This window comes from Pseudomonadota bacterium (assembly GCA_027624955.1).
GTDB lineage: Bacteria > Pseudomonadota > Alphaproteobacteria > UBA828 > UBA828 > PTKB01.
This window is the reverse complement of record JAQBTG010000028.1, coordinates 13,536-37,499: the sequence shown is the minus strand read 5'-3', so window position 1 is coordinate 37,499 and position 23,964 is coordinate 13,536. Positions and strand designations below refer to the sequence as shown.

Here is a 23,964-nt window from a genome sequence, read left to right as displayed (position 1 = left end):
CATCTATTCGCGGGCTGATTCTCGACAGGCACTTTAGCCCAACGTCCGCCGCCTGTCTCAGCCGCTTTTTCCGTCCGGCCGGGCGCGCCACAGCATCGGGGCATAGACGACCAGGAACAGGATAAACGCCGCAGACCACAGCCCGCCCGACAGGTGCAAATCGCCATTGTAAAGGCGTTCGGGCAGGAACGGCGCGATCAGCCGCAGGATGAGAGCGGCGAGCAGGAGATAGTAAGCGGTGACGATGCTTGGCCGCAGTTTCAGCGTGCGGCCGGTATGGCCGAGGACGACCCGCGTCATGACGCCGTAGGTCAGCATCCCGATGGCGCCGACTGTCAGCATATGCAGGCCGACATCGAGCGGCACAGCCTCGGTCAAGGCGGCGACGCCCTTGAGAGCCAGTCCGGCGGCAAGTGCCAGATAACCGAGATGCAAGATCCACAACAGCGGCTCACCACGCGTGCGCCAACTTTGCCAGCCGGAGAGACGGGCGAAGACAGCAAGCGCCGCGAAAAGGCTGATCGCGCCGCCGGCCACGGAAAGCGGCGCTACGGCATCGACGACGATCATTACGGCCACGGCGGCGATGGAGACGACATTGAGCGGCGCGATATTGCGCAGGCCAGGTTCTTCGCCGCGTGCGCGCAAAGTATTGGCGGTGAAGGAAGGAATGATGCGCCCGCCCATCACGGTGATGAACAGCGCAAACAAGCCGGTGGCGACGATGAAGGCATCGCGCGGCAGGACATCGAGTTCACCGGCGACACTGAAATGCAGCGCCAGATTGGTCAATGTAAGCGCCGTCAGCGGAATCATGAAAATCACATTGCGCCACTGTTTGCGCGCAATCAGCGGTGGCAGCAAGGTCGCCATCACAGCGGGGAGAAACGCGGCGTCGATCGCGGCGACGGCAAGCATCGGTAGATATCCGGCGAGCGCGACGGCCGCCCGCCCGGCGAGCCACAGCACCACCAGCGCCGCCAAGGCGCCGCGGTGCAGCGGCGGCACGCCGATCCAGTTGGGCACTGCAGTCAGCAAGAATCCGGCCAATACCGCCGGCGCATAGCCGAACAGCATCTCATGGCCATGCCAGGTCACACCCGGCCAATGGCCGGGCGCGCTTAAACTGTCGGCCTGGATGGCGAGCCACAGCAACAGCGCCACCACGCCATGCACGCCGGCCAGGAAAAAGAACGGCCGAAAGCCGAAGCCAAGAATTGGCGGGCGGCTGCCGCCAGGCGTGGAAACGCTTATTTCGTATGTTCCTTATGTGTAAATTTTTTGCGGCTCAACGGCGCCCAAAAATCGCGTACACTTTTTTTTGCAAAATACACAAAAAAGCTAAATCCAGAGATGGCTATCCCAGGCGATTGATATATATTTCAGGCATTGAACATGCACTCTATCCCAACTCGCCACGGGGTAGCAAAAGTCCACGGAAGAAATAGGGAGATTTTCATGCCACAGGATGATAGCCGCACATTTAAAGTTAGCCGCCGTTCTATTCTCAAAGGCAGCGCCGCCGTCGCCGGCGCCGCGCTGGCACCGGGTGCGCTCAGCCTCGGCCAAGCGCAAGCGCAGGACCGGGCCAACACCATGGTAGTTGCCGCGCCGGCAACACCGCAAAGCCTCGATTCTGAATTTGACGTCAGTCTCGGCACTTTCGAAGCCGTCGCGTGTCTCTATGATTCCCTGGTTGAATTCGAAAAGAAGCCGGATGCCGGGATCTCCACCGCGTCGCGCGAGGACATCACCGATTATCCCGACAAGCCGGGCGGCGTGAACATGGTCGGCAAATTGGCCGAAAGCTGGGAAATCGCCCCCGACGGCACATGGGCGCGCTTTCATTTGCGCAAGGGCGTGAAGAGCAATTGGGGCAACGAGTTGACTGCCGAGGATGTGGTCTGGACCTGGCATCGCAAATTGGGGCTCGGCGCGATCGGCGGATTTTTGGCCAACACCATCAGCCTCACACGGCCGGAACAGATTACCGCCGAAGGCAGCCACACGGTCACCTTTAAGCTCGACCATCCCAATCCATTGCTGCTGAAGCTTCAGCCCAACCTCTACAACCCGATCTATGATTCCAAGAAGCTCAAGGAAGTCGCCACCGACGACGACCCCTGGAGCAGGAGCTTCCTGGAGAATAATTCGGCGGGCCATGGCCCCTATGAACTGGCCTCGCTGGTGCGCGGCCAACAGGCAGTCTACAAAGGCCGGGCCGATTATTGGGGCGGCAAGCCGAAGATGGAGAACGTCATCTTCAAGGAAGTGCCGACCTCGGCCAACCGCGTGCAACTGCTGCAGGGCGGCGCCGTCGATATCGCCCAATATCTCCAGCCGCTAGAAATCCTCCAGCTCAGAAACGCACCGAACGTGGCGGTCGAGACGATTCCGGCGACGTTCATGATCTGGATCGAGCTCAACGCCAAGATCGAGCCGTTCGACAGCATCGATGTACGGCGGGCGATGAATTTCGCCTTCCCGCAAGAGCAGGTCATCAAGGCCGTATTTCAGGGTCTTGCCAGTCCGCTCACTGCCTGCATGCCGGACATCTACCCTGGTTATAACGCCGACTATTGGGAATATGGCAAACACGACCTCGAGCAAGCGCGTGAACTGCTCAAGGGTGCCGGTCTGGGCGATGGCTTCACCACATCCCTCGCCTACAATGCCGGCGATCCGGTGCAGGAGCCGACGGCCATTCTCTATCAGAGTGCGCTCAAAGAGATCGGCGTCAATCTCGAGCTCAAGAAGGTCCCGGCGGCGACGTTCTACAACAACGTCACTGAGCGCAAGCAACCGATGATCTTCTATGTGGATTCGCCGTGGTGCCCGGACCCTGGGTATTCGATGAATCTCTACTTCCACTCCAAATCCTTCATCAACTACAGCAATTATGAGAATGCACGGGTTGACGAGTTGATCGACGCGGCGGCAAAAACCGCTGATCAGGCGGCCCGTTTGGAGATGATGGATGAGGTGCAGAAGCACGTCATGAGAGAGGCGCCTTGGGTATTTGGTGTGTTCCCGAACTACACCATGGCGCGTTCAGCCGATCTGATGGGGTGGACCTATTACACGTCGAACAATATGCGCTTCCAGGACTTCTACAGGGCGAGCTAAGTCAGCCGCTGAAGACGTGCCGGGCCGCACCTGCGGCCCGGCATCCTGGCGCATGTAAAACATGACGAACTCACAAGGCGACGGCGCGGACGGGCGCACACCCAAGCATGACATGATGGCTGGGCCGGGTCTGCACGCGGACGAGCGGCGCGTCGATATCTATTTGAGCCGCCTGCGCTACCTGCTCGATGTGCTCAGGGCACGGCCGCTGTTTGCCGTTGGATATGGCATTGTTGCGACAGTCATCCTGATGGCGATATTCGCGCCGCTGATCGCGCCCTATCCGCCGGAAACGGCGAATCCGGATGATTTTCTGCAAGCGCCGAGCTGGCGCCATCTTCTCGGCACCGACGCAACCGGCATGGATATCTTCACCCGCATCCTCTATGCCCCGCGTATCGACCTCACCATTGCCATCGCCGGAACGGCGATCTCCGCAATCGTTGGCTCGCTGATCGGTGCTGCGGTTGGCTATTACCAAGAAGTTGGCGGCGCGCCGAGTTTCTTTTCCGGTTTCGTCATGCGCTCCGCCGATGTGCTGCAGGCCTTTCCGGTATTTGTTTTCGCTATCGCCTTGGTGGCGATATTTGGGCAGAGCCTGCAAAGCATCATCGCCGCAATCGCCTTTTTGAACATTCCGATTTATCTCCGCCTGATGCGCAGCCAGGTCATGTCGATCCGACGCATGCGCTTCGTTGAGGCGTCTTACGTTGCCGGCACGCCAGACAGGTACATTATTCTGCGCCATATCATACCGAATTCGATGGCGCCGGTGTTGGCACAGCTTTCGGTGAATATCGGCTGGTCGGTGCTGCTAACGGCGGGCCTCAGCTTCGTCGGCGCTGGCGTTGTTGCGCCGACGCCTGAATGGGGCAGCATGATTGCCTCGGGCTTCCAAAATATTATCACCGGCCAATGGTGGCCGTCGGTTTTCCCGGGTATTGCCCTGGCCGTCACCGTATTTGGATTTGCCCTGGTGGGCGCCAGCGTCGAGGTCTTGGCCGATCCAGCGCGGCGCCGCGCCATGACCGGTAGCATGCGCGAGCGCCGCGTCAAGGAAGCCTGACATGCGGGTACTGAGATATATCGGCAAGCGTATGCTGTTCATTGTGCCGCAGCTGTTCGGTATTACGCTGGTCAGCTTCTTTCTGGTGAAGCTCATTCCGGGCGACCCGGCGGTGATGATGCTGGGGCCGCTCGCAACAGAATCCACGCTCGCGGAACTGCGCACCGAAATGGGCTTCGACCGCAGCCTACCCGAACAATTTTTCATCTATATCAAGAATCTGGCGCTGCACGGTGATCTCGGCAAATCGTGGCAAACCACGCGGCCGGTCACCGAGGATCTTTTCCAGCGTATGCCGGCGACACTTGAATTGATCACTCTGGGTCTATTGCTTGGCCTTTTGATCGGTGTGCCGCTCGGTGTTGGCGCGGCTTATTTAAAGCGCGGCATCGTGGCGAAATTCTCTGATTATTACGGCCTTCTCGCCGGCGCTCTGCCCGATTTTTGGCTTGCCCTCGTCTTGATATTTCTGTTCTACACGATCCTCGGTTGGGTGCCGGCGCCTCTCGGCCGACTTGATTTTTTCATCCTCGCACCGCCCACCGTCACCGGTGCGCTGCTGATTGACAGCTTGTTGGACGGCAATTGGTCGGCATTCGTCTCGGCTGTCGGCCATCTCATATTACCGGTCATCACGCTCGGCTTGATCAGTGGCGGACCCATTCTCAAAATGACCCAATCGACGATGGACCGCATGCTCGAATCCGATTACAGCCGCTATGAGGAAATGTGCGGCCTGCCGAAATCGGTCATCGTTCGCCATGCACTGCGCAACTCGCTGCCCTCGGTGGTCACCATCGTCAGCGTGTTGTATGGCTTTTTGATCGGTGGTGCGGTGCTGGTGGAGATTGTCTTTAGCTGGGGCGGCGCCGGCCAATATGCCGTGCAGGGCGTGCTAAACGCCGATATCAACCCGGTCCTCGGCTTCGTGTTTTTCGCTGCCGTGCTGTCGCTGATCATATATCTGATCGTCGATCTGATTTATTTTGCCATCGACCCCAGGGTTAGGGGTTAAGCATGGCGACTACCCCCGAACCCGCCACGATCCTCAATATTGAGGATTTGCATGTCTCCTACCCAGTTTATGAAACCGCGCCGGTGCGCGCGCTCCGGGGAATCGACCTCAAGGTACTTGAAGGTGAAAACATCGGCCTGGTTGGCGAATCGGGCTCCGGCAAGACGACGTTGGCACGCTCGATCATGCAGCTGATTTCACGCCCTGGCCGGGTCGATAAAGGGCGCATCGAATTTGACGGGCGCGATTTGAGCACCCTCAACGAAGCGGAATTGCGCGCTATCCGCGGCAACGACATCGCCATGGTCATTCCCAATCCACGCACCGAGCTCAACCCGCTGGTGACGGTCGGCAAGCAAATCGCCAACGTGGCGCGCTATCACCTGTCACTGCCGCGCAAGGAGGCCGACGCCATGGCGATGGCGATGCTCGACGCGGTGCAAATTCCCGACCCAAAGCGGCGCTTCAAGGCGTATCCGCACGAATTGAGCGGTGGTATGGCGCAGCGCGTGGTCATGGCGATCGCCTTGATTTGCTCGCCGCGCTTCATCATATCCGACGACGCCACCAGTGGCCTCGACGTTACGGTGCAAACCCAGGTGTTGGAGCTGTTACAGGATTTGGTGCAGCAACATAGCGCCTCGTTGCTGTTCATCACGCGCGACATCGGCATCACGGCGCATTATTGCCACCAGGTCGCCATCATTTACTCCGGAGAGATCGTCGAGATCGCCGATACAGCCAGCTTTTTTGACAATCCTCAGCACCCTTACAGTGTGATGCTGCTATCGGCTTTTTCGCACAATCCGAAATTGCGCGGCATGTGGTCAAAACCGGCGGAATTGGTAGCGGGCGCCGAGGCGGGACGCGGCTGTCTGTTCGCTGGGCGCTGCGTGCGCGCCAGCGACACCTGCCTTAAAGAGCATCCAAAAATGCGCGTCATGGGGCCGGGGCATAGCGTGCGCTGCCATCACCCGGTGGAGCGCTAGCCCATGTCTGTTGTTCTTTCAGTGCAAAATCTGGTGAAGCATTTTCCGATCGCCGGTTCGCGGTCTGTGGTTCAGGCAGTCAACAATGTTAGCTTCACCGTCTCGCGCGGCGAAACGCTCGCGCTGGTCGGAGAATCTGGCTCGGGCAAGACCACGGTTGGGCGGAGCATTCTCGGGTTGATCGATCCGACTGGCGGCGAAATCAATTTTCAGGGCAATCGCATCGACAAGCGCAACAACGTGCGAAGCCGCCACCTTAGAGGCAAAATCCAATTGGTTTTTCAGGAACCGGCGGAATCCCTTGACCCTAGAATTCGCATTGGCGTGACCATCGGCGAGCCGCTGCGTTCGCTCGGCAGCGCGCGCGAGGACCGCGACAAACAGGTGCGCGAAATGGCGCGGCGTGTCGGCCTTGAAGAAGAGGCGCTCTATCAATATCCGGCGGAATTAAGCGCTGGCCAACAGCAGCGCGTCGGCATCGCGCGAGCCATCATCACAGACCCCGAACTCATCGTTCTGGATGAGCCAACATCGGCGCTCGACCCGACCGCACGCTCAGAAGTCATCGATCTGTTGATCGCGCTGCAAAAGGAATTGAACACAGCCTATCTGTTCATATCGCACGATCTCAGCACGGTGCGCTATTTGAGCCACCGCGTCGCGGTAATGTATCTCGGCATGATCGTCGAGCAGGGCTCTTCGCAGGATATTTTCAGCCGGCCACGCCACCCCTATAGCATCGGGCTGCTGTCCTCGGTTTTATTGCCGAACCCACGTTTAGAGCGCCATTCGGAGGTCAGCCTGCAAGGCGAAATTCCGAGCCCCATCGATCTGCCGAATGGCTGTTATCTCGCCAGTCGCTGCCCGTTCGTGGAAGCGCATTGCTCAGAGCGCATGCCCGATGCGGACGACATCGGTGGCGGCCATCTGGTACATTGTTTCAAACATCGCGACGTGATCGACGATGAAAAAGCGACCCTAGACTATTACGAGCGCTTCCAAGCGGAAGCCGAAAAACTTTTGAGTTCCGGCCAACAGTAAACATTGGGAAGATCACCATGGGCAAACTGCAAGACAAAACCGCTTTGATCACCGGCGCCAGCAGCGGCATCGGAAAAGAAGTGGCGTGCTCTTTCGCCGACGAAGGCGCCGACGTGGCGGTCAACTATCCCGATGATTCGCAGGCCGAGAACGCCCGCGCTGTGGTGGCAGAGGTTGAGAAACGCGGCCGCCGAGCGATCGCCATCCGCGCCGACGTGTCGAAGGCGGACGAGAACGCGGCGATGGTCGACCAGTTCATGGAAGCGTTCGGCCATATCGATATTTTGGTAAACAATGCCGGCATCGGGCGCACCGCGATGGTGGAAGATATGACCGTCGAGATGTGGGACGAAATGATCGCGGTCAATTTGCGCAGCGTCTTTCTCGCCACCCACAAAGTGCTACCGCTGATGTATGCCCAGGGCCACGGCAAGATTATCAACACCGCCTCGCAACTGGCCTATAAGGGCGCGCCGGGCCTTGCCCACTACACCGCTAGCAAGGCCGCGATCGTTTCCTTTACGCGCTCTTTGTCTCTGGAAATTGGCAGCCGCGGGGTGAATGTGAATTGCGTGGCGCCCGGCGCAACGACGACGCCGATCCTCGATGGCATGGATCCAAGCCTTATTGAAGCGATACGCCAGTCCATTCCGCGTGGCCGCTTCGGCGTGGTCCAGGAGATCGCGCCAACTTTTGTCTTCCTCGCATCAAGCGACGCGGACCATTATGTCGGCCAATGTTTGAGCCCGAATGGCGGAGATATATTTCTTTAAAGTCGATTGAATGGCGAGCAGCGCACGCCTAATCCTTGTCGTTGCCGCCGGACATCAACTTGCCAAACATCCGCCCGGCTTCGCGCACAGGGTCTTTCTCGACTGCGAACCCGACAATTTTGTCAGCGGTTTCGGTCAGGGCCTTATCGACGGTCACAGCAGTCTTAACCGCCTTCTGCTGCACCCTTGGGTTTGCCGCAGCGCGTCTGAAAACGTTCCACATTAAATGCCGCACGATCGACATCGGCACCGTCCCTATAGTGAATGATCATGTAAATTTGCGCTGAATGGCGCCAATCTTCAAGCCGGTTGGCGCTGATTGGCGGAGTTAACTGTTCTCTTCGGCCTCGAACTTCCCTGCAATGATCACCGCTTCGGTGCGGTTTGTGACATTCAGCGCCTTGAATATGGCGGACACATGCACTTTTACGGTGCCTTCCGCCAGATCAAGTTCCTGTGCGATGGCTTTGTTGGAGCGCCCCAACGCCAGGAGCCGCATGACGTCGCGCTGGCGCCGCGTCAGACTGCGCGCGACTTGTTCCGACAGGCGCGGTAGGCCGAAACTGGCTTCCAGGCGATCGGCGGGTTGATCTCCATGGCGATGTCCCAGCAGCGCCGGCGGCAAATACATACCGCCCGCCAGAACCAACCGGATGGCGTTCAGCATGACTTCCGAAGAGGAAGATTTCGGCAAATATCCCATCGCGCCATTGTCGAGGGCGGCCTGAACATCGGCCGAATTTTCCCGCGCCGAAACGACGATGATCGGTACCGCGCGGGCCTGATCACGTAAGCTGGAAATGCCGCTGAAGCCGTCCGAACCGGGCATCAGCAAATCAACCAGGATCAAATCCAGACTCTCTTCACGCGCGGTGATGTCGAGCGCCTCGCCGTAGTCGCTTGCTTCCAAGACGTTCGCTTCGGGATCTAGTCTCTGCAATAAATGGAGGAGACCAACGCGAAAAACCGCATGATCATCGGCAACTAGGTACTTCATATGCTTCTCGATTCGTTATCAAACCAAAGCGGCGCTTTTACGTCTGCGACAATCAATTTGGTCCGTTCCGATAAAGAACTGAATTCTTCGGGACGGCGCGGTAGGCTCGTCCGCAGTCAAGATGGTCGATTAACCTAAAGTATTATCCGTTTAAGTTAATAATCACTAAACAATAAATTTAGACCAAGCAAATTAGATCAAATGGAATGCTTATCCAGTTAGTACATTATCATAACCAACCTTGTAAACACCATCAATATCAAAAAATACAATAGCCATATGAAATATTATGAATGTTCCCCTCCCGTCCGCGCGGCGTTGGACGAAGGGCGGGCGGTCGTGGCGCTGGAAACCTCGCTCATTTCGCACGGTCTTCCGTGGCCGCAGAATCTAGAAACGGCACATGCGATGGAGGCCGCCGTCACCGCGCAAGGCGCAGTGCCCGCAACAATTGGCATATATCGCGGCAAAATTCATATTGGTTGCGGCGCCTCATTGCTGGAGATATTCGCCCGTTCCAAAAACGCTCTCAAAGTGAGTTTGCGCGACCTTTCCAGCGCGATCAAGCGCCACGGGGGGGCGCCGGAATGCGGCGGCACAACTGTCTCCGCCACGCTGCACTGCGCCGCCGCAGTTGGAATTAAGCTGTTTGCCACAGGCGGCATCGGTGGCGTTCACCGCGGCGCGCCCGAGACATTCGATGTTTCGCAGGATTTAGCGGCGCTTGGCAGCCATGGAATCGGCGTTATATGCAGCGGCGCCAAATCTATTCTCGATTTGCCGAAAACTCTGGAGGTACTTGAAAGTCATGGCGTTCCGGTGATCGGCTACGGAACAAATCAATTCCCCGCTTTCTATGCGCGCGATTGCGGCATAGCCTTGGAACAGCGCGTTGATGGGCCGGAGGAAGCGGCGCGGCTGTTGCACGGTCATCGTGAGTTGGGCCTCGACAGCAGCATCGTGATCGCCAACCCGATCGCCGAGGAGTTCGCCATTCCGTGGCCGGAGCTTGACGCCTGGACGGCGCACGCTGAAGCGGCGGCGGCGGCCGATCAGGTGAGCGGAAAGGCAATTACGCCCTATCTGCTGCAACATATCGGCGCGTTGAGCGCCAGCCGCACGCTGGCGGCAAACCAGGCGCTGGCCACGGCAAACGCGGCCGTGGCAGGGCAGATTGCGGTGGCGCTGTCGCGTTTTTCCGCAAAATAACTTACCGGGAATAAATTACCGTACCGAAAGGACTTTAAGATGGCGCCGCAAACAATTCTACCGCTCACCCTAAAAAGCCGCAGCACAAGTCAGCCACTCAGGATCTCGGTCGAACAGGCGGTCATCGCCGGTTGGACTGGACGCGATACGGCGAAAATGGAAGAGCATATTCAGGAATTGGAAAAACTTGGCGTCACCCGCCCGGCCGCGACGCCCCTATTTTACCGCGTCGCCGCCGCGCGCCTGACCTTGGCCGATGCCATTGAAACCAGCGGCGGACAATCGAGCGGCGAGGTCGAGTTCGTGCTCCTGCAAAACGCGACTGGCCTTTACATCGGCGTTGGCTCTGATCACACCGACCGAGAGGTGGAAACGTACGGGATCACGGTTTCCAAACAAATGTGCGACAAGCCGATTTCGAGCCGCGTGTGGCCCTATGCCGAAGTCGCCGGCCATTGGGACGAGCTGGTGGTACGGTCTTGGGCGATATCGCAAGGCGCACGGCGGCTCTATCAGGAAGGCAGCGTCGCTGCGATGCGCGCGCCGGACGACCTTATCGGGCGCTATACCGACGGCCAGGCGCTACCCCCGGGCACCGTCATGTTCGGCGGCACCCTGCCAGCAATCGGCGGCGTCGCGCCAGCCGAGAGATTTGAGTTCGAACTCGTTGATCCGGTTCTGGACCGCCGTATTTGGGGCGGCTACGATATTATCGAGTTGCCAATCGCCGGCTGAAGCACTTTTAATTCAAGCAAATGCGTCGTCACAGGTGATTCTACCCGCTCGGAATTTGTCCTATTCGGCTGCCACCGCCTTACCGCTGGCGCGTTCGATACGGGAAATCATGTCGTCAACAGGGACGACATTGGCGAAGGCGAGCCCGAGGGTGGTGTGCACGGCGCGCTTGATTTCTTCCACGGTCAGGCCGCCGGCTGGGAACGTCTCCGTACCGTCCTCCATGAAGAAGACGTGATAGTCGCGCATGCCGGCTTCGCGCGTCGTCGTCTCGCAGCAGATATTTGTGCAAATGCCGCTGACGATGATGGTGTCGACGCCGTTGGCGCGCAGCACATTGTCGAGGTCGGTGCCGCTGAAGGCGCCGTAACGCGGTTTTTCGAGAACGATGTCGCCGGCCCTGACCTCGAGCCCGGGATGCAGCTTAGCAGTCTCGGAGCCATTCATAATATAGCCCTCGCGCACCGCATCGACCAGCTCACCCATGGTTCCGAGATTGCTGCCATCTGGCCTGGTCACGTGGCGGGTATGGATGACCATGATGCCGGCCTGGCGGCAGGCTTCTGCCAAACGATTCACGACCGGCAACAGGGCGAGGCCATCGGGGGCCGAGAGCGGCGTGCCTTCGATAAATGCAACCTGCATATCCACATTGATGAGCGCCATTCGCGCCGGGTCGACTGCATATTCGGTCATCGGGTGCTCCTGTAGCCTGATTGAAGACCTGGCAATTCTAGCCTGTGAAAGTGTGTCGTAGATACCGCGACTTAAGAAGCGTGCTTTGAATAGGGGCAGGAGGTCATCGGCCAACCGATGTTCGAGCGTCAGGCTGGATCGTAATAGTGAATTTCGAACATCACGCAGCCGCCTTCTGATTTAAACGGCCCATGGTCGGTCTCGGGCGGTCGGCAAGCATAGGTCGGTGGCTTGAAGTTCTCACCGCCCTCTCCGGCGGCGTCATTACCGACGGTTAAATCGCCCGACAGCAGATAGACCTCTTCCCAATAATCATGACGGAAGGGCGCTGTGGTGTAGACACCGGGCTTGATGCGCAGCAGCCGCGTCCGCCCGCCGGTTTTCTTGTCTTCGTCGAGATTGCCGGCCAAAATTTTCTGCTCGATGCCGAGCGGATAACCAGGCGGCGTCTCCCATCCTGCCTCCATATCGAGGGCATGGAATTCAAGGTGCTGTTTATCGATAGCCATTGCGTTTTGTCTCCCTATTTTTCGCTCGATTTGTCGAGCGAGTCTTGCAGGCTGTAACTATTCATCATGCGGCCCATGAGCTCGGCCGCGCTGTCCCAATCATAGGTGCGATAGGAATGTCCCTTGGTGACGAAGCTGGCGCCAGCATAGAACATCTCATATTGCACATGGCGCGAGGCGAATTCGCTGCCCACTGCATCCCATGCCAGTTTGAAAAATTTTACCCGCTCCTCCGGTTCAAACACCGGTGACCCCTGAGTGCGCTGAATATATTTGGCGATTTCCGGGTTAGCGAAATCCGCCGCCGCAGACGGCAGCATGATCATCCCACCACCAGCCAATTCCCGAAGCGTGGCGATTACGCGCGGATAAAGCTGTTGGGTTTGCACCTGGGCAGCGTAGAGGGTGTGGCGATCAACGACGAAATAGCGCCCCCATTGTTGTCCCTTCACTTCCATCGCGTTCAACATGGCATCGACCAGGGCCGCGTCCGCCGCCAATTGACCCAACATCTCGCGCACCGACGGCAGGCCGATGATGCCGTTGGCCTCAGCGACCTTATGGGCCAAGCCAAGCAAGAAGCGCATCTTCACATTGAGGCGAATTTGGCATTGGTAGTTTTGGTGCACATGCGACGGCGTGACGTGGAATTGCTGGCTGCACATGGTCACGTCACCGGCGATAAACACTCGCTCCCACGGCACTTTGACATCATCGAAATAGAGCACCGCGTCATTCTCATCAAAACGGTAGGAAAGCGGATTGTCGAACTCCGAGACTGCCGCTTCTTCGTAAGACTTGCGCGACAGGATCTTTAAACCCTTTTGGTTCATCGGGATGGCGAAGGAAAGCGCGTAAGGCTCTTCACCTTCCTTCAAGGGTTGGATCGTGGTCACCCAGACTTCGTTCGACATGATGCAGCTGGTACCCAGCATCTTGGCGCCGCGAACGGTGATGCCCTCGGCATCCTCGTCGACCAGCCGGGCGGTGAGGAACGGATCGTCCTGATCGCCAGCGCTCTTTGAGCGGTCAGCCTGGGGATTTATGATGACATAGCTTAAGTACAGATCGTTATCGCGCGCGTAGCGGAAATAATCGCGCAGCGCGCCGGCGCGCGCCGGGTTCCATTCGTCGAAGGCTGTACCGCCCATGATCATCCCAGCGAGGCCCGAAGCGACATGGTCCGGCGAACGCCCGAAAAAGCCGAAATGACATTCGGCCCATCTTTCCAGGGCGCGGCGACGCGCCACCAGCTCTTCGTAGTTTTCCGCGAGCTGCCAGCAGCGATTGACCTGCCCACCGCTATCGGGTGACACGAAGGTCAAGGCCTCGACATTCTCCGGTGCCGCCTGAAAATCATAGAGCCGAGCCGAGGTCGCCACTGAATTGCGGTACGCCGGGTGGCTCGTGACGTCCTCAACCCGCTCGCCTTTTAAAAACACCTCGCGCCCATCGCGCAAAGCGTTTAGATGCATCTCACCGGTTTTAGTCATTGCTTCGCGCCATAACGAGATTTCCAAAACTGTCGACTTCGCCAATCAGACCGGGATCAATGAAGATCGTTGCGTCCGGCTGTTCTAGGATGGCCGGCCCCGGCACGATAGCACCGGCCGGGAGCGCAAGGCGATCATAGATCGCGGTATCGCGCCACTCTCCGTCGGACCATACCGGACGGCTGCCGGCGCGCGCGTTTTCCAGGCTGGCATCAGCCGGCGGGGCGAGCACCGCAAGGTCGAACCCTTCGCGCGGCACCAACGCGGTCAGGCGCAAATTCAGCAGGCGGATGGGAATGCCGTCGAGCAGGCGGCCATAGACCTCACGGTAGCGCGCCTCAAAAGCGCTGCGGAGAGCCGCCGCATCGCTATCGGGGCCATCGGTCAGTTTTACATCGACCGTATGGCTCTGACCTTGATACGACATATCAGCGGCGTATGAATAACTCGCGCCCGCGCCGACAAGATCACCACCCTCGCGTGCCATCGCCGCCATGCGCGCCTTCATGTCCGTCAGGTCGAGTTCTGGCAACAGCCAGTTGACCGTCACCACCGCATCGTGGCGCATATCCGCGATGGCGCAGCCAAGCGCGCTGATCACGCCGGGATAGCGCGGCACCAACGCCTCGGCGAGGCCGACCTCGTGCAGCAACGCGCCGGCATGGAGCGCGCCGCCGCCGCCGAACATCATGGCAACGAATTTGCGCGGATCATGCCCGCGCTCGATGGAGACGAGGCGGATAGCGCCGGCCATGAGGCCGTTGGCAACCCGGATGATGGCGGCGGCAGCGGCTGTCACATCGAGCCCGAGTGGCACCCCGACATGGGCATGGATCGCCGCCGCTGCCGCCGCCTTGTCGAGGCGCTGGAGTTTATCGCCGATCGGGCGCTCGGCATTGATGCGGCCGAGCACCACATTGGCATCCGTCACGGTTGGGCGTGAATTGCCCAAGCCATAACACACCGGCCCGGGGTCCGACCCAGCCGATTCAGGCCCGACCCGCAACAGCCCGCCGCCATCGACCCAGGCGATCGAGCCGCCGCCGGCGCCGATGGTGGTGATCTCGACCATCGGGGTGCGGATGACCAGGCCAAAATCAATCGATGTTTGCGGACTGGTGGCGTGCACGCCGTTGGTGACGACCGAGACATCAAAACTGGTGCCGCCCATGTCGCAAGTGATGACGTTATCAAAACCGGCGGCGCGGGCGATATGGCCGCCGGCGACGACACCCGCTGCCGGCCCCGACAGCGCGGTACGAATCGGCAACCGGCGCGCCGTTGCCACATGCATAATGCCGCCATTGGATTGGTGGATAAACACTTCACCGCCAAACCCGTCCGCCGCCAAAGCCGCTTCCAGGCGCTCGAGATAATGGCCCAAGACCGGTTGCAGGTAAGCGTTAAGGGCAGCCGTCGAGGCGCGCTCGAACTCGCGGATTTCAGGTAGAATTTCGCTCGACGCCATGACGAAGTCATTCGGCCAAACATCGCGCGCCGCTGCCAACGCGGCCCGTTCATTGGCGTTGTTGGCGTAGGAGTTAACGAAAAAGATCACCAGCGCCTCGGCGCCCTGCGCCGCCAATTGCGCCGCCGCCGCACGCACTTCCGCGCCATCAACCACTTGGCGCACGGTGCCGTCTGCCAGGGTGCGCTCTGCGACTTCGAGGCTGAAATCGCGTGGCACTACCGGCGCATAGCTGCCCCACAGGCCCCAAGTTTCCGGTCGGTCGCGACGCCGCATTTCAAGCACGTCGCGAAATCCCGTGGTGACGATCATGCCGGTGCGCCCGCCGCGCCGTTGGAGGAGCGCGTTGGTGCCGACCGTGGTGCCATGCACGATGGTCTCTATACCCGCCACTGCGCCTGCAGCTTGGCTGACGCCACGCGCGAAGCCATCCGCCTGGTTGTCGGGTGTCGTAGGTACTTTGACGATGGTGGCGCGGCCGCTCGCGCGGTCAATGGCGAACACATCAGTGAAGGTGCCGCCGACATCAACACCAACGATAACGCCGGCGCTCATGTTCGTGCCGCCGTTCGGTAGGCTTGCGTTGCCGCCGCGTCTACCTGCCCCTGTTCATCGAGCGCCACACCGTAGTCGCGGGCCGCAGCATCGCGGCTGACATAGCCGAGGCGCACGTCTTCCGCGACCGCGTCAGGTGTGCGTTCGAAGGCGTTGCCATAGCCGCCGCCACCTGGACTTTCGAGGCGCAAGCGCTGGCCACGGGTGATCTTCAGCCCGGTCATTTTGGAAACCAGCGGCGGCGTGCGTCTGCCACCGTCACTGTCATATTCAAATATATTGCAGGCACCGGGACCGCCGCCGACCACGCCTTGCGGGGGATAGCGCCCGCGCTCGCCAAACAAAAACACGTCCGCCGAGCGCTCCAATAGTTCAATCTCATAGACACCGCCAAGGCCGCCGCGATGCCGGCCTGGCCCGCCGCTATCGACCCGCAGCGCCCATTGGCTGAACATCACGGGATAGGCGGCCTCTAGAATTTCGACTGGCGGAATGGTGGCAGTCGAGATCGGTGCATTGCCGTGACTGAGGCCGTCGCCTTCAGGGTGGCCGCCATGGCCGCCGCCGAAAAACGAGAACATCACCCAGCGCCGGCCATCTTCGCGATGCCCGGTGAGCGAGAGCGCGTTGATGGTGCCATAGGCGCAGCCGTTGGAGCGCTCTGGCGCGGCTTCGGCCAAGGCGCCGAACACCACATCGATCAGACGTAGGATGGTTTCAGTATACCCGCCGACTGGCCGCGGCGCCGTGGCATGCAGGATCGAGCCATCGGGGATGACGAATTCGATCGGCTCGAGCACGCCGGCATTGGCCGGCACATCGCGGAAGATATGTTTGAGCGCCACATAGCAGGCGGCGATGGCGGTCGCGCGCGAGATGTTGACGGGGCCGGCGCAGGCTGGCGCGGAGCGGGCAAAATCCAGCGTCATGCAGTCGCCTTGGATTTTCATATCGAGCGCGATGGGCAACGGTTCATCAACGATGCCGTCATTGTCGAGCCAATCGTCGCAGGAATAAACGCCGTCCGGCAGCGCGGTGATATGCGCCCGCATCAGGCGTGCGGCGCGCGCGCGCAATTCGGTAAATGCCTCCTCCACCAGCGCATCGCCATATTCGTCGAGCAATTCGCAGAACCGCCCGACGCCGAGATCGAGGGCATTTATCTGGCCGTTCAAATCGCCGTAAAGGCTGACCGGCTGGCGTGAATTTGCTTTGAGGATATCGACGATATCCTCATTCAGCGCGCCGCCTTCGATCAGTTTGACCGGTGGGATCAGCATGCCTTCCTGGAAGCTCTCGACGGCGGCGGGATTATAGTTCCCCGGCACATTGCCGCCGACATCGTGCCAATGGCCGACCGATGCCATGTAACAATAAAGTTCACCGCCACGGAAGATCGGCCGCACCAGCTTGAAATCGGAAAGATGCGTGCCGCCCTCATAGGGGTCGTTGAAAATAAAAACATCGCCGTCGCCGAGGCTCGCCCCGCGCGCCACTTTGTCGATCACCATTTTCACCGCGAACGACATGGCGCCGACGAAGATCGGCAGGCCTGACTTGCCTTGCGCCAGGGTCGCGCCGCTATTGCGGTGGTAAATGCCGTGCGAGGCGTCATGCGCCTCGGCAATGATCGGATTGAAAGCGCTGCGGAACAGCGTCGCGTCCATCTCATCAACCACCTGCTCGAAGCGGCCCTGCAAAACGGCGAGCGTAACCGGGTCGATGCTCACAGCGTGCATTTATGCAGGGTGCCGGCCTTCATGATAACGGACAGATGCGCCCCCTGATGCTGCAGGAGATCGATATTGGCGAGGGGGTCGCCGTCCACCAGCAGCAGATCGGCGATGGCGCCGGTTGCGACGGTGCCCAACTGCCCTGCCCTATTGAGCAGTGCTGCATTGGTTCGGGTGGCGGCAGTGAGTGCCTCGGCTGTTGACGTGACTTCGGCACGGAGCACTAGTTCCATTGCCTGAAATTCATGGAGCGGCCCGATTAAATCGCTGCCGAGGCCGAGCTTGACGCCGGCGGCCTGACAATGGGCGACGGCGCGTTGGGCGTCTTCGAACAGGGTGCCGAGTTTGTCGGCGAAGATGGCGGGCAAGCCGAGGCTCGGGCCGCGCGCCTTCATCATGTGAATGGTTGAGAGTGTCGGCACCACATAGGCGTCGCTGGCAGCGACATATTCCGCCGTCTCGCGATCAATCAAGCTGCCATGTTCGATCGAGCGCACGCCGTAGTCGACGCAGCGCCGCGCCGCGCTTGCCGTGTGGGCGTGGGCCATGACATAGGTGCGTCGCGTCGCCGCCTCCTCTACTGCGGCGCGGATCTCGGCTTCCGAATATTGATCCATCCACACCGGGTCTGACGGGGAAAGCACCCCGCCCGACAGCATCAGCTTTATTTGCGTTGCGCCCTTGCGCAGTTCTTCGCGCGCCGCCTTCCGGACTTCGTCCACGCCATCGGCAACAGCGCAGATCGGGCCGTGATAGGCGGCGCAGGCGCAGGGCTCGAAATGTGTGTTGGGGCGCATATCGCCGTGACCGCCGGTTTGGCTCAATGCCTTGCCGGCGTGAAAAATGCGTGGCCCGGGAATCAAACCATCTTCCACTGCCCGCACCAGGCCAATATCGGCGCCGCCGGCATCGCGCACGCTGGTGTAGCCTCTGTCGAGCGTCGCCTTCAAATTCACATTGGCGTGCTGATGCAGCAGCGACGGCGGCATGATATCGAGATTGGCGACGTTCAAATCTGCCAGCAACGCATGGTAATGCGCATCAATCAGGCCCGGCATCAGCGTCCGTCCCTCGGCCTCAATCAGCCGGGCGTCCGATAGCGAAATCGGCTGATCAGATATTTCCTTGATGCGGCCGTCTTCGACCAGCACCGCCATACTCTCGCCGGGCACCATCGCGGCGCCATCGAAGATGCGGCAATTGTTGAAGAGAATTCCGCCCATCTTCGATTTATTCCTTCTCTTCGAAGCCGTAATCGCGCTTTGCCCCTTCGCGGGTGACATAGCCATTGCGGATATCGGCGAGAATTTTGTCGCGCGGCCTATCCTTTGCCGGGCCGAAGCCGCCGCCGCCCGGTTGGCGCAATGCCACGCGGTCGCCGGGCGCCAGCACCTGTTGGCCCTTGGGGTGGACCGTCTTGCCATTGACTAGATGCTCGCGCAACGGACCGTTGCCACCGCCCAACAGGCCCATCGGCGGAAACTCACTGCGGTTGGCCATCGAGAAAACCGTCATCGGGTGGCCACTGTCATTGCGAATGATGATCTCCTGGCCGAGGCCGCCGCGCGCCGCGCCGGCACCGCCTGAATCCGGCAGCAGGGCGCGCCGCTCAACCAGCGTGCTGGTGACCCCTTCCCAGACTTCGGTCGGCACCACCGCCATGTTAGACGGACCAGGCACTGTCGCCGGGCCGTCATGGCCATCGAGCGCGCCAAAACCGCCGGCGGCAAAATAGATGGTGGAGACGCCGCGCCCGTCTTTATGGGTGCCGACGAAATTCATCAGATCAATCATGCCGGTATCGGCCTGCACGTCTTGCGGCGCGGCCTCGGCCAAAGCACCAAAGATCAGCGGCGACACAAAATGGCCGATGATATGGCGCCCACCAGTTGGCGACGGCGGCTGAGCATTAAGGATGCAGCCCTTGGGTGCGCTGACATGGATCGGTTTGGTCGAGCCTTCATTGTTGGGCAGCGACGGCACGGTCAGGCATTTCATGGAATAAAGCGACATGGCGTTGGTGTAGCAATAGGGCACGTTGATACCGCGTTGCACGGCCGCATCGGTGCCATCCATATCGATGCGCACGCTGTCGCCTTCGACATCGACACGGCAGGCCAGGATGATGGCCTCGTCGATGCCCTCGATACGGATGCTGTTGCGATAGGTACCGTCGCGGATGTTCAATATCGCCGCGCGCGTCATACGCTCCGACTGGTCGCGGATGGCGCCGGACAATTCGCTGAGATCATCGAGGTCGTACTCCTCCATGAACTCGAGCAGTTGCCGGCCGCCGACCTCGTTGCAGGCGACATTGGCCATCACATCGCCGATCACCTGTTCCGGCACGCGCACATTGACGGCGATCAGATCGAGGATGAACTGATCGACCTCGCCCTCGCGTACCAGTTTGCAAAGCGGCAGACGCAGTCCTTCATGATAGATTTCCGTGGCCATGGTACCGAAGCCGGTGCCGCCGACATCGGGCAGATGGGTGATGCTCATGGTGTAACCGACCAGCTTTTCGCCGCGGAACACCGGACGCATCACGGTGATATCGTACATATGCCCGGTGCCGATCCAGGGATCGTTGGTCGCCAGCACATCGCCGGGCTTGAGCGTGTGCGGCGGAAATTTTGCCATGGTGTGGGCCATGGTGAGCGGCGCGGTGCCGATGAAGGGTGGCGCGCTCCAGCGCCCTTGCGCGAGCAAATGCCCTTCGGCGTCGGTCACCACAGCGGTTAGATCATAGGCCTCGCGCACAATCGTCGAAAAAGATGTGCGCACCAGGGTCGAGACGATCTCATCGGTGATCGAAATCAATCGATCCCACATGATGCCGAGGCTGATAGCGTCCAATTGTTTTCCCCTAGCGGTCATGATTGCGCTGCCAATTCGGCGATCAGGTTACGCCTTTCATCGACCCGTACCACGTCCCCCGGGCCAATCACGCAGGTCGATTCGCGTTCTTCGATCAGCGCCGGGCCGATCACCTCGGTACCCGGCGCCAGAAGGCCGCGCGTATAAACTGGGCAATCGTGGTACCTATCGTTGAAATAGGCTTTGCGGCTGCCTTTGCGTGCGTCCCCCGACGCGGCGGCATCCTCCAGCACAAAACCGTCGGCCAGGCTCACGTCCGGCCCGACCGCCTCGACCTTCCAGGTGATGATTTCGAGCGGCTCGTCCAGGCTACTAGAGGAAAAAGTCGCGGCATAGGTCTGGCGAAACAACTCGGGCAGGCGTGCAAAAAGATCCGCCATCGCAGCACCGTCCGGCAGGTCGACCTCGACTTCATATCCTTGCCCTTGGTAGCGCATATCGAGGCGGCGGCGCAGACGAATTTCTGCAGCACCAACGCCAGCCTGGAGCAGGAGTTCCGATGCCTCCTGTTCCATCGCCCGGAAGCCAGCGGCGAATCCCTCACTGTCGACGGAGGTGATCAGACAGGGCTCAGAACGCGCCAGCTCAAAAGCGAGCGGGCTCACCAACAGACCAAATGCCGACATCACGCCGGCGCCAGCCGGAAAGACGACGCGTGAAATTTTTAGCTTGCGCGCCACGCCCATGGCGTGCGCCGGGCCCGATCCGCCGAATGCCACCATGCTGGCGCCGCGATAATCGAAGCCGCGCTCAGAAGCATGGATGCGGAAGGCGCGTGCCACGTCTTCATTGATAATTTCATGCATGCCCCAGGCGGCGCGCTCAACCGTTACGCCGAGGAGTTTGGCGACGCTTGTGTCTATCGCGGTGCGTGCCGCTGCTACGTCGAGCTTCATATCGCCGCCGAGGAAAAAATCCGCGTCGAGATAGCCCAGCACCAAATTGGCATCGGTCAACGCCGCCTGGCTGCCGCCTTTGCCGTAGCACGCCGGGCCCGGATCGGCACCAGCCGAGCGCGGTCCGACGCGGATCAGGCCGCGCTCGTCAACTTCGGCGAGGCTGCCGCCGCCCGAGCCGATTTCGACCATGTCGATCACCGGCACTTTGACCGGCAAGCCGCTGCCGCGCTTAAAATCATGTAGCCGCGCGATCTCGAGATCATACTGTTTGAGCGGCTGAAAATTGTTTACCAGAGCGCCCTTGGCTGTGGTGCCGCCCATGTCGAACGACAACAGCGCGGGAAGGTTAAGCGCGCGGCCGTGAAATGCTGACATCAGCGCGCCCGCCGCCGGCCCGGATTCAAGCACACGCACCGGATAGCGCCGCGCTACGTCGGGCGTCAACATGCCGCCGGATGAGGTCATCACCAGCAGGCGGCCCAAAAACCCGGCCGCCTCCAGGCCATCCGCCAAGCGCTGCAAGTAACTGTCGAACAACGGCTGGGTGTAGGCGTTTATCGTCGCCGTGGTCCAGCGCTCGAATTCGCGCATGTTGGAAAAGATATCGGCCGAGGTCGATACGTAGAGATCGGGAAAATCGCGCTCGGCCACTTGCCGCGCCGCGTTTTCATGCGCCGGGTTGGCATAAGAATGGAGAAAACAGATGGCCAGCGCCTCGATGCCCTCATCTACCAGTTCGGCGATGGCGGCGTGGACGGCTGCCTCATCGAGCGCAGTTTCCACTGAACCGTCGAACTTCACCCGCTCCGCCACTTCGCGACGGAGTTGGCGCGGCACCAGCGGTTCGGGGAATTTTAGGCGAAGATCGAACACTTCGTAGCGAGTCTCGCGCGCCATATCGAGCACGTCGCGGAAGCCTTCGCTCACCACCATTCCGGTGCGCGCACCACGGCGCTCGATGACCGCGTTGGTCACCAACGTGGTGCCATGAGCGATCGATTCAAGCTCGGCGATGGCGACATTCTTACGCGCCAATAGATGTTTGCAGCCTTCCAGCACCGCGCGCGACGGATCGTCCGGCGTGGTCAGTTGCTTATGGATGAACATTTCGCCGCGCGCCTCGTCGAACAAGGCGAAATCGGTGAAGGTGCCGCCGATATCGACGCCCAAACGATAACTCATCGTGTCAACGCATTCTCATTTGGCGCGCCAATCACCAAGCTTTTCGACCGCGTCGGCGACGCGCAGCACCGTGAGGTCATCGAAATGGCGACCGACAATCTGCAGGCCGACGGGCATGCCATCGATCATGCCACAGGGTACGCTGATCGCCGGATGGCCGGTGGTGCTGAATTGGGGGACATTGTTAAGCATATTGAGAGCGCGGAACATATATTCCTTGAACGGCGCGTCGGGCGGCGGGATAGGCCCGGGCAGTTGCGGAATGGTTGGCATGACCAGGACGTCATTCTCCTCCAGCGCCGCATCATAAGCGCGCTTCAGGCTGCCGCGCTGGTTCTGGGCTTTGGCATAGTAGCGCCCGTGATAATGGCGCCTGAGATATTCGCCCATTAATAGGACATTGATCACCGTTGGCGGGATGTCGTTCGGTCGGGCGCGGAAGCTGCTCGCGACGTGATCGAGCATGGGCGTGTCGTAATACCCTTGCCAATTGGTGCCGAGGCCGGAGCCGTGAAACAGCGTCTCGACCGCACCTTCTGCCACCAACGCGAACCAAATTCGTATGCCATCAAAATGCATCGGCACCGAAGCCTTCTGCACCACCGCGCCGTTCTTCTTGAGACCTTTCAGCGCGGCGCGCACCTTGGCATCGACACGGCGGTCGCTTGGCTGCAGTTGAATGTCGGGCCAGGTGTCCGCCTTATGGCCAAAACCCTCCTCGAGCACGCCAATTTTGAGCCCCTTACAGCCTTGCCCGATGGCCGGCATATAGTCGCGCACATAATCCTCGGGGATGACGCCGCGCTGGCGTGGATCGAATGGGTCTGGCCCGGCCAGCACCGATAGGAGGCGCGCCACATTCTCGACGCTGTTGGCCATCGGCCCGACAATATCGTGCGACATTTCGATGCCCATGCAGCCGGTATAGGGCACCAGGCCAAACGTCTGTTTGAGGCCCACAACCCCGCACCAGGCGGCAGGGATACGGATCGAACCGCCCTGATCGCCACCGAGCGCGAGTTCGACATCGCCGGCCGCAAGTGCCGCAGCACTGCCCTTCGACGAGCCGCCCGGTGAATGGGTGGGGTTGTGCGGGTTGCGGACCGGGCCGTAGGCGCTGGTGTGGCCGCCAGAAGAAAACGAGAAATCTGACGATGCGGTTTTGCCGGCGATCACCGCGCCGGCGTCGAGCAAGCGGGTGACGACCGTGGCGTCGATTTGCGGCACGTAGCCCTCGAGCACCCGCGAGCCGTTCATCATCGGCACGCCGGCCACGGAAACCGTGTCTTTGATGCCAACCCGCTCACCGGCCAGCGGGCCGCTTGGAGCGCCCTTGATATCGGTCAGCCAATACCAGGCATTGTAGGGATTTTCCTCCGGCCTCGCGCGGCGTCCTGGCGTGCGCGGATATTTGACCTCCGGACGCTCCTCGACCATGTCGTCGATACGCCTGAGCGCGCGGATGCCGCCCGACATGGCGTCGCGATATTCGCCGGCGCGCTCAGCCGTCATTTCGATGCCGAAATCCTCGGCGATGTCGAGCAATTGCGCGACGCTGGGGAGATTTGGACCTATCGACATAACGTTCCTTTCGATTT

Annotated in this window: 20 protein-coding genes; 8 read left to right on the top strand and 12 right to left on the bottom strand. The window is 60.2% G+C overall.

What is annotated here, in order from left to right; translation table 11 throughout:
* Positions 1 to 57: 57 nt before the first annotated feature.
* Positions 58 to 1,218 carry an NnrS family protein gene (locus tag O3A94_11820; protein MDA1356939.1) on the bottom strand — a complete coding sequence of 387 codons (1,161 nt, stop codon included), beginning with the start codon at positions 1,216 to 1,218 and terminating at the stop codon, positions 58 to 60.
* Positions 1,219 to 1,458: 240 nt separating this feature from the next.
* On the opposite strand from O3A94_11820, the gene O3A94_11815 reads away from it, so the two are divergent.
* From O3A94_11815 to O3A94_11790, 6 genes are all read left to right on the top strand, one after another.
* Complete coding sequence (locus tag O3A94_11815; GenBank protein ID MDA1356938.1) at positions 1,459 to 3,126, top strand: ABC transporter substrate-binding protein; 1,668 nt, start codon at positions 1,459 to 1,461, stop codon at positions 3,124 to 3,126.
* Positions 3,127 to 3,187: 61 nt separating this feature from the next.
* Positions 3,188 to 4,192: an ABC transporter permease gene (locus O3A94_11810; GenBank protein MDA1356937.1), complete on the top strand. Its 1,005-nt coding sequence runs from the start codon at positions 3,188 to 3,190 to the stop codon at positions 4,190 to 4,192.
* 1 nt (position 4,193) lies between these two features.
* Entirely contained in the window at positions 4,194 to 5,207 is a 1,014-nt protein-coding gene (locus O3A94_11805; protein ID MDA1356936.1) for an ABC transporter permease, read from the top strand.
* A 2-nt stretch (positions 5,208 to 5,209) separates the two neighbouring features.
* A complete protein-coding gene (locus O3A94_11800; GenBank protein ID MDA1356935.1) occupies positions 5,210 to 6,196 on the top strand; it encodes an ABC transporter ATP-binding protein in 987 nt (328 codons plus the stop codon).
* Positions 6,197 to 6,199: 3 nt separating this feature from the next.
* The gene (locus O3A94_11795; protein ID MDA1356934.1) at positions 6,200 to 7,237 is read left to right on the top strand and encodes an ABC transporter ATP-binding protein; all 1,038 of its coding nucleotides are present in this window, start codon (positions 6,200 to 6,202) and stop codon (positions 7,235 to 7,237) included.
* A 17-nt stretch (positions 7,238 to 7,254) separates the two neighbouring features.
* On the top strand, positions 7,255 to 8,010 hold the full coding sequence (locus O3A94_11790; protein ID MDA1356933.1) for a 3-oxoacyl-ACP reductase FabG: 756 nt from the start codon (positions 7,255 to 7,257) through the stop codon (positions 8,008 to 8,010).
* Positions 8,011 to 8,038: 28 nt separating this feature from the next.
* Here the strand turns inward: O3A94_11790 and O3A94_11785 are convergent, their stop codons facing one another.
* Both O3A94_11785 and O3A94_11780 read right to left on the bottom strand, forming a co-directional pair.
* Positions 8,039 to 8,167 (bottom strand): hypothetical protein, encoded by a 129-nt coding sequence (locus O3A94_11785; GenBank protein MDA1356932.1) that lies wholly within the window; start codon positions 8,165 to 8,167, stop codon positions 8,039 to 8,041.
* A 171-nt stretch (positions 8,168 to 8,338) separates the two neighbouring features.
* Positions 8,339 to 9,007 carry a response regulator transcription factor gene (locus tag O3A94_11780; GenBank protein MDA1356931.1) on the bottom strand — a complete coding sequence of 223 codons (669 nt, stop codon included), beginning with the start codon at positions 9,005 to 9,007 and terminating at the stop codon, positions 8,339 to 8,341.
* Positions 9,008 to 9,286: 279 nt separating this feature from the next.
* Between O3A94_11780 and O3A94_11775 the strand changes: the two genes are divergently transcribed.
* Positions 9,287 to 10,216, top strand: coding sequence for a pseudouridine-5'-phosphate glycosidase (locus O3A94_11775; protein MDA1356930.1), 930 nt, complete (start codon positions 9,287 to 9,289; stop codon positions 10,214 to 10,216).
* Positions 10,217 to 10,255: 39 nt separating this feature from the next.
* A complete protein-coding gene (locus O3A94_11770) occupies positions 10,256 to 10,951 on the top strand; it encodes a DUF2848 domain-containing protein (GenBank protein ID MDA1356929.1) in 696 nt (231 codons plus the stop codon).
* A gap of 60 nt (positions 10,952 to 11,011) precedes the next feature.
* Here O3A94_11770 and O3A94_11765 read toward each other — a convergent pair whose 3' ends face one another.
* From O3A94_11765 to O3A94_11725, 9 genes are all read right to left on the bottom strand, one after another.
* Entirely contained in the window at positions 11,012 to 11,647 is a 636-nt protein-coding gene (locus tag O3A94_11765) for a cysteine hydrolase (protein MDA1356928.1), read from the bottom strand.
* Positions 11,648 to 11,775: 128 nt separating this feature from the next.
* Entirely contained in the window at positions 11,776 to 12,156 is a 381-nt protein-coding gene (locus tag O3A94_11760) for a cupin domain-containing protein (GenBank protein MDA1356927.1), read from the bottom strand.
* A gap of 14 nt (positions 12,157 to 12,170) precedes the next feature.
* On the bottom strand, positions 12,171 to 13,649 hold the full coding sequence (locus tag O3A94_11755; protein ID MDA1356926.1) for a 4-hydroxyphenylacetate 3-monooxygenase: 1,479 nt from the start codon (positions 13,647 to 13,649) through the stop codon (positions 12,171 to 12,173).
* Complete coding sequence (locus O3A94_11750; protein MDA1356925.1) at positions 13,642 to 15,672, bottom strand: hydantoinase/oxoprolinase family protein; 2,031 nt, start codon at positions 15,670 to 15,672, stop codon at positions 13,642 to 13,644. Before O3A94_11750 ends, O3A94_11755 begins: the two co-directional genes overlap by 8 nt.
* A complete protein-coding gene (locus tag O3A94_11745; protein MDA1356924.1) occupies positions 15,669 to 17,411 on the bottom strand; it encodes a hydantoinase B/oxoprolinase family protein in 1,743 nt (580 codons plus the stop codon). Before O3A94_11745 ends, O3A94_11750 begins: the two co-directional genes overlap by 4 nt.
* The gene (locus tag O3A94_11740; protein MDA1356923.1) at positions 17,399 to 18,628 is read right to left on the bottom strand and encodes an amidohydrolase family protein; all 1,230 of its coding nucleotides are present in this window, start codon (positions 18,626 to 18,628) and stop codon (positions 17,399 to 17,401) included. Before O3A94_11740 ends, O3A94_11745 begins: the two co-directional genes overlap by 13 nt.
* Positions 18,629 to 18,635: 7 nt before the next feature.
* Positions 18,636 to 20,285, bottom strand: a complete 1,650-nt coding sequence (locus tag O3A94_11735) for a hydantoinase B/oxoprolinase family protein (protein MDA1356922.1) — start codon at positions 20,283 to 20,285, stop codon at positions 18,636 to 18,638.
* Entirely contained in the window at positions 20,282 to 22,366 is a 2,085-nt protein-coding gene (locus tag O3A94_11730) for a hydantoinase/oxoprolinase family protein (protein ID MDA1356921.1), read from the bottom strand. The genes O3A94_11735 and O3A94_11730 overlap by 4 nt, the downstream gene beginning before the upstream one ends.
* Positions 22,367 to 22,381: 15 nt before the next feature.
* Positions 22,382 to 23,947 carry an amidase gene (locus O3A94_11725; GenBank protein MDA1356920.1) on the bottom strand — a complete coding sequence of 522 codons (1,566 nt, stop codon included), beginning with the start codon at positions 23,945 to 23,947 and terminating at the stop codon, positions 22,382 to 22,384.
* Positions 23,948 to 23,964 lie beyond the last annotated feature (17 nt).

What these genes read in the sequence shown, in the direction of transcription:
- O3A94_11795 (MDA1356934.1), top strand. Translation starts at nt 6,200, where the DNA reads ATGTCTGTTGTTCTTTCAGTGCAAAATCTGGTGAAGCATTTTCCGATC.
- O3A94_11745 (MDA1356924.1), bottom strand. Translation starts at nt 17,411, where the DNA reads ATGCACGCTGTGAGCATCGACCCGGTTACGCTCGCCGTTTTGCAGGGC.
- O3A94_11725 (MDA1356920.1), bottom strand. Translation starts at nt 23,947, where the DNA reads ATGTCGATAGGTCCAAATCTCCCCAGCGTCGCGCAATTGCTCGACATC.
- O3A94_11730 (MDA1356921.1), bottom strand. Translation starts at nt 22,366, where the DNA reads ATGAGTTATCGTTTGGGCGTCGATATCGGCGGCACCTTCACCGATTTC.
- O3A94_11770 (MDA1356929.1), top strand. Translation starts at nt 10,256, where the DNA reads ATGGCGCCGCAAACAATTCTACCGCTCACCCTAAAAAGCCGCAGCACA.
- O3A94_11750 (MDA1356925.1), bottom strand. Translation starts at nt 15,672, where the DNA reads ATGAGCGCCGGCGTTATCGTTGGTGTTGATGTCGGCGGCACCTTCACT.
- O3A94_11735 (MDA1356922.1), bottom strand. Translation starts at nt 20,285, where the DNA reads ATGACCGCTAGGGGAAAACAATTGGACGCTATCAGCCTCGGCATCATG.
- O3A94_11765 (MDA1356928.1), bottom strand. Translation starts at nt 11,647, where the DNA reads ATGACCGAATATGCAGTCGACCCGGCGCGAATGGCGCTCATCAATGTG.
- O3A94_11780 (MDA1356931.1), bottom strand. Translation starts at nt 9,007, where the DNA reads ATGAAGTACCTAGTTGCCGATGATCATGCGGTTTTTCGCGTTGGTCTC.
- O3A94_11805 (MDA1356936.1), top strand. Translation starts at nt 4,194, where the DNA reads ATGCGGGTACTGAGATATATCGGCAAGCGTATGCTGTTCATTGTGCCG.
- O3A94_11755 (MDA1356926.1), bottom strand. Translation starts at nt 13,649, where the DNA reads ATGACTAAAACCGGTGAGATGCATCTAAACGCTTTGCGCGATGGGCGC.
- O3A94_11810 (MDA1356937.1), top strand. Translation starts at nt 3,188, where the DNA reads ATGACGAACTCACAAGGCGACGGCGCGGACGGGCGCACACCCAAGCAT.
- O3A94_11800 (MDA1356935.1), top strand. Translation starts at nt 5,210, where the DNA reads ATGGCGACTACCCCCGAACCCGCCACGATCCTCAATATTGAGGATTTG.
- O3A94_11760 (MDA1356927.1), bottom strand. Translation starts at nt 12,156, where the DNA reads ATGGCTATCGATAAACAGCACCTTGAATTCCATGCCCTCGATATGGAG.
- O3A94_11815 (MDA1356938.1), top strand. Translation starts at nt 1,459, where the DNA reads ATGCCACAGGATGATAGCCGCACATTTAAAGTTAGCCGCCGTTCTATT.
- O3A94_11740 (MDA1356923.1), bottom strand. Translation starts at nt 18,628, where the DNA reads ATGGGCGGAATTCTCTTCAACAATTGCCGCATCTTCGATGGCGCCGCG.
- O3A94_11790 (MDA1356933.1), top strand. Translation starts at nt 7,255, where the DNA reads ATGGGCAAACTGCAAGACAAAACCGCTTTGATCACCGGCGCCAGCAGC.
- O3A94_11775 (MDA1356930.1), top strand. Translation starts at nt 9,287, where the DNA reads ATGAAATATTATGAATGTTCCCCTCCCGTCCGCGCGGCGTTGGACGAA.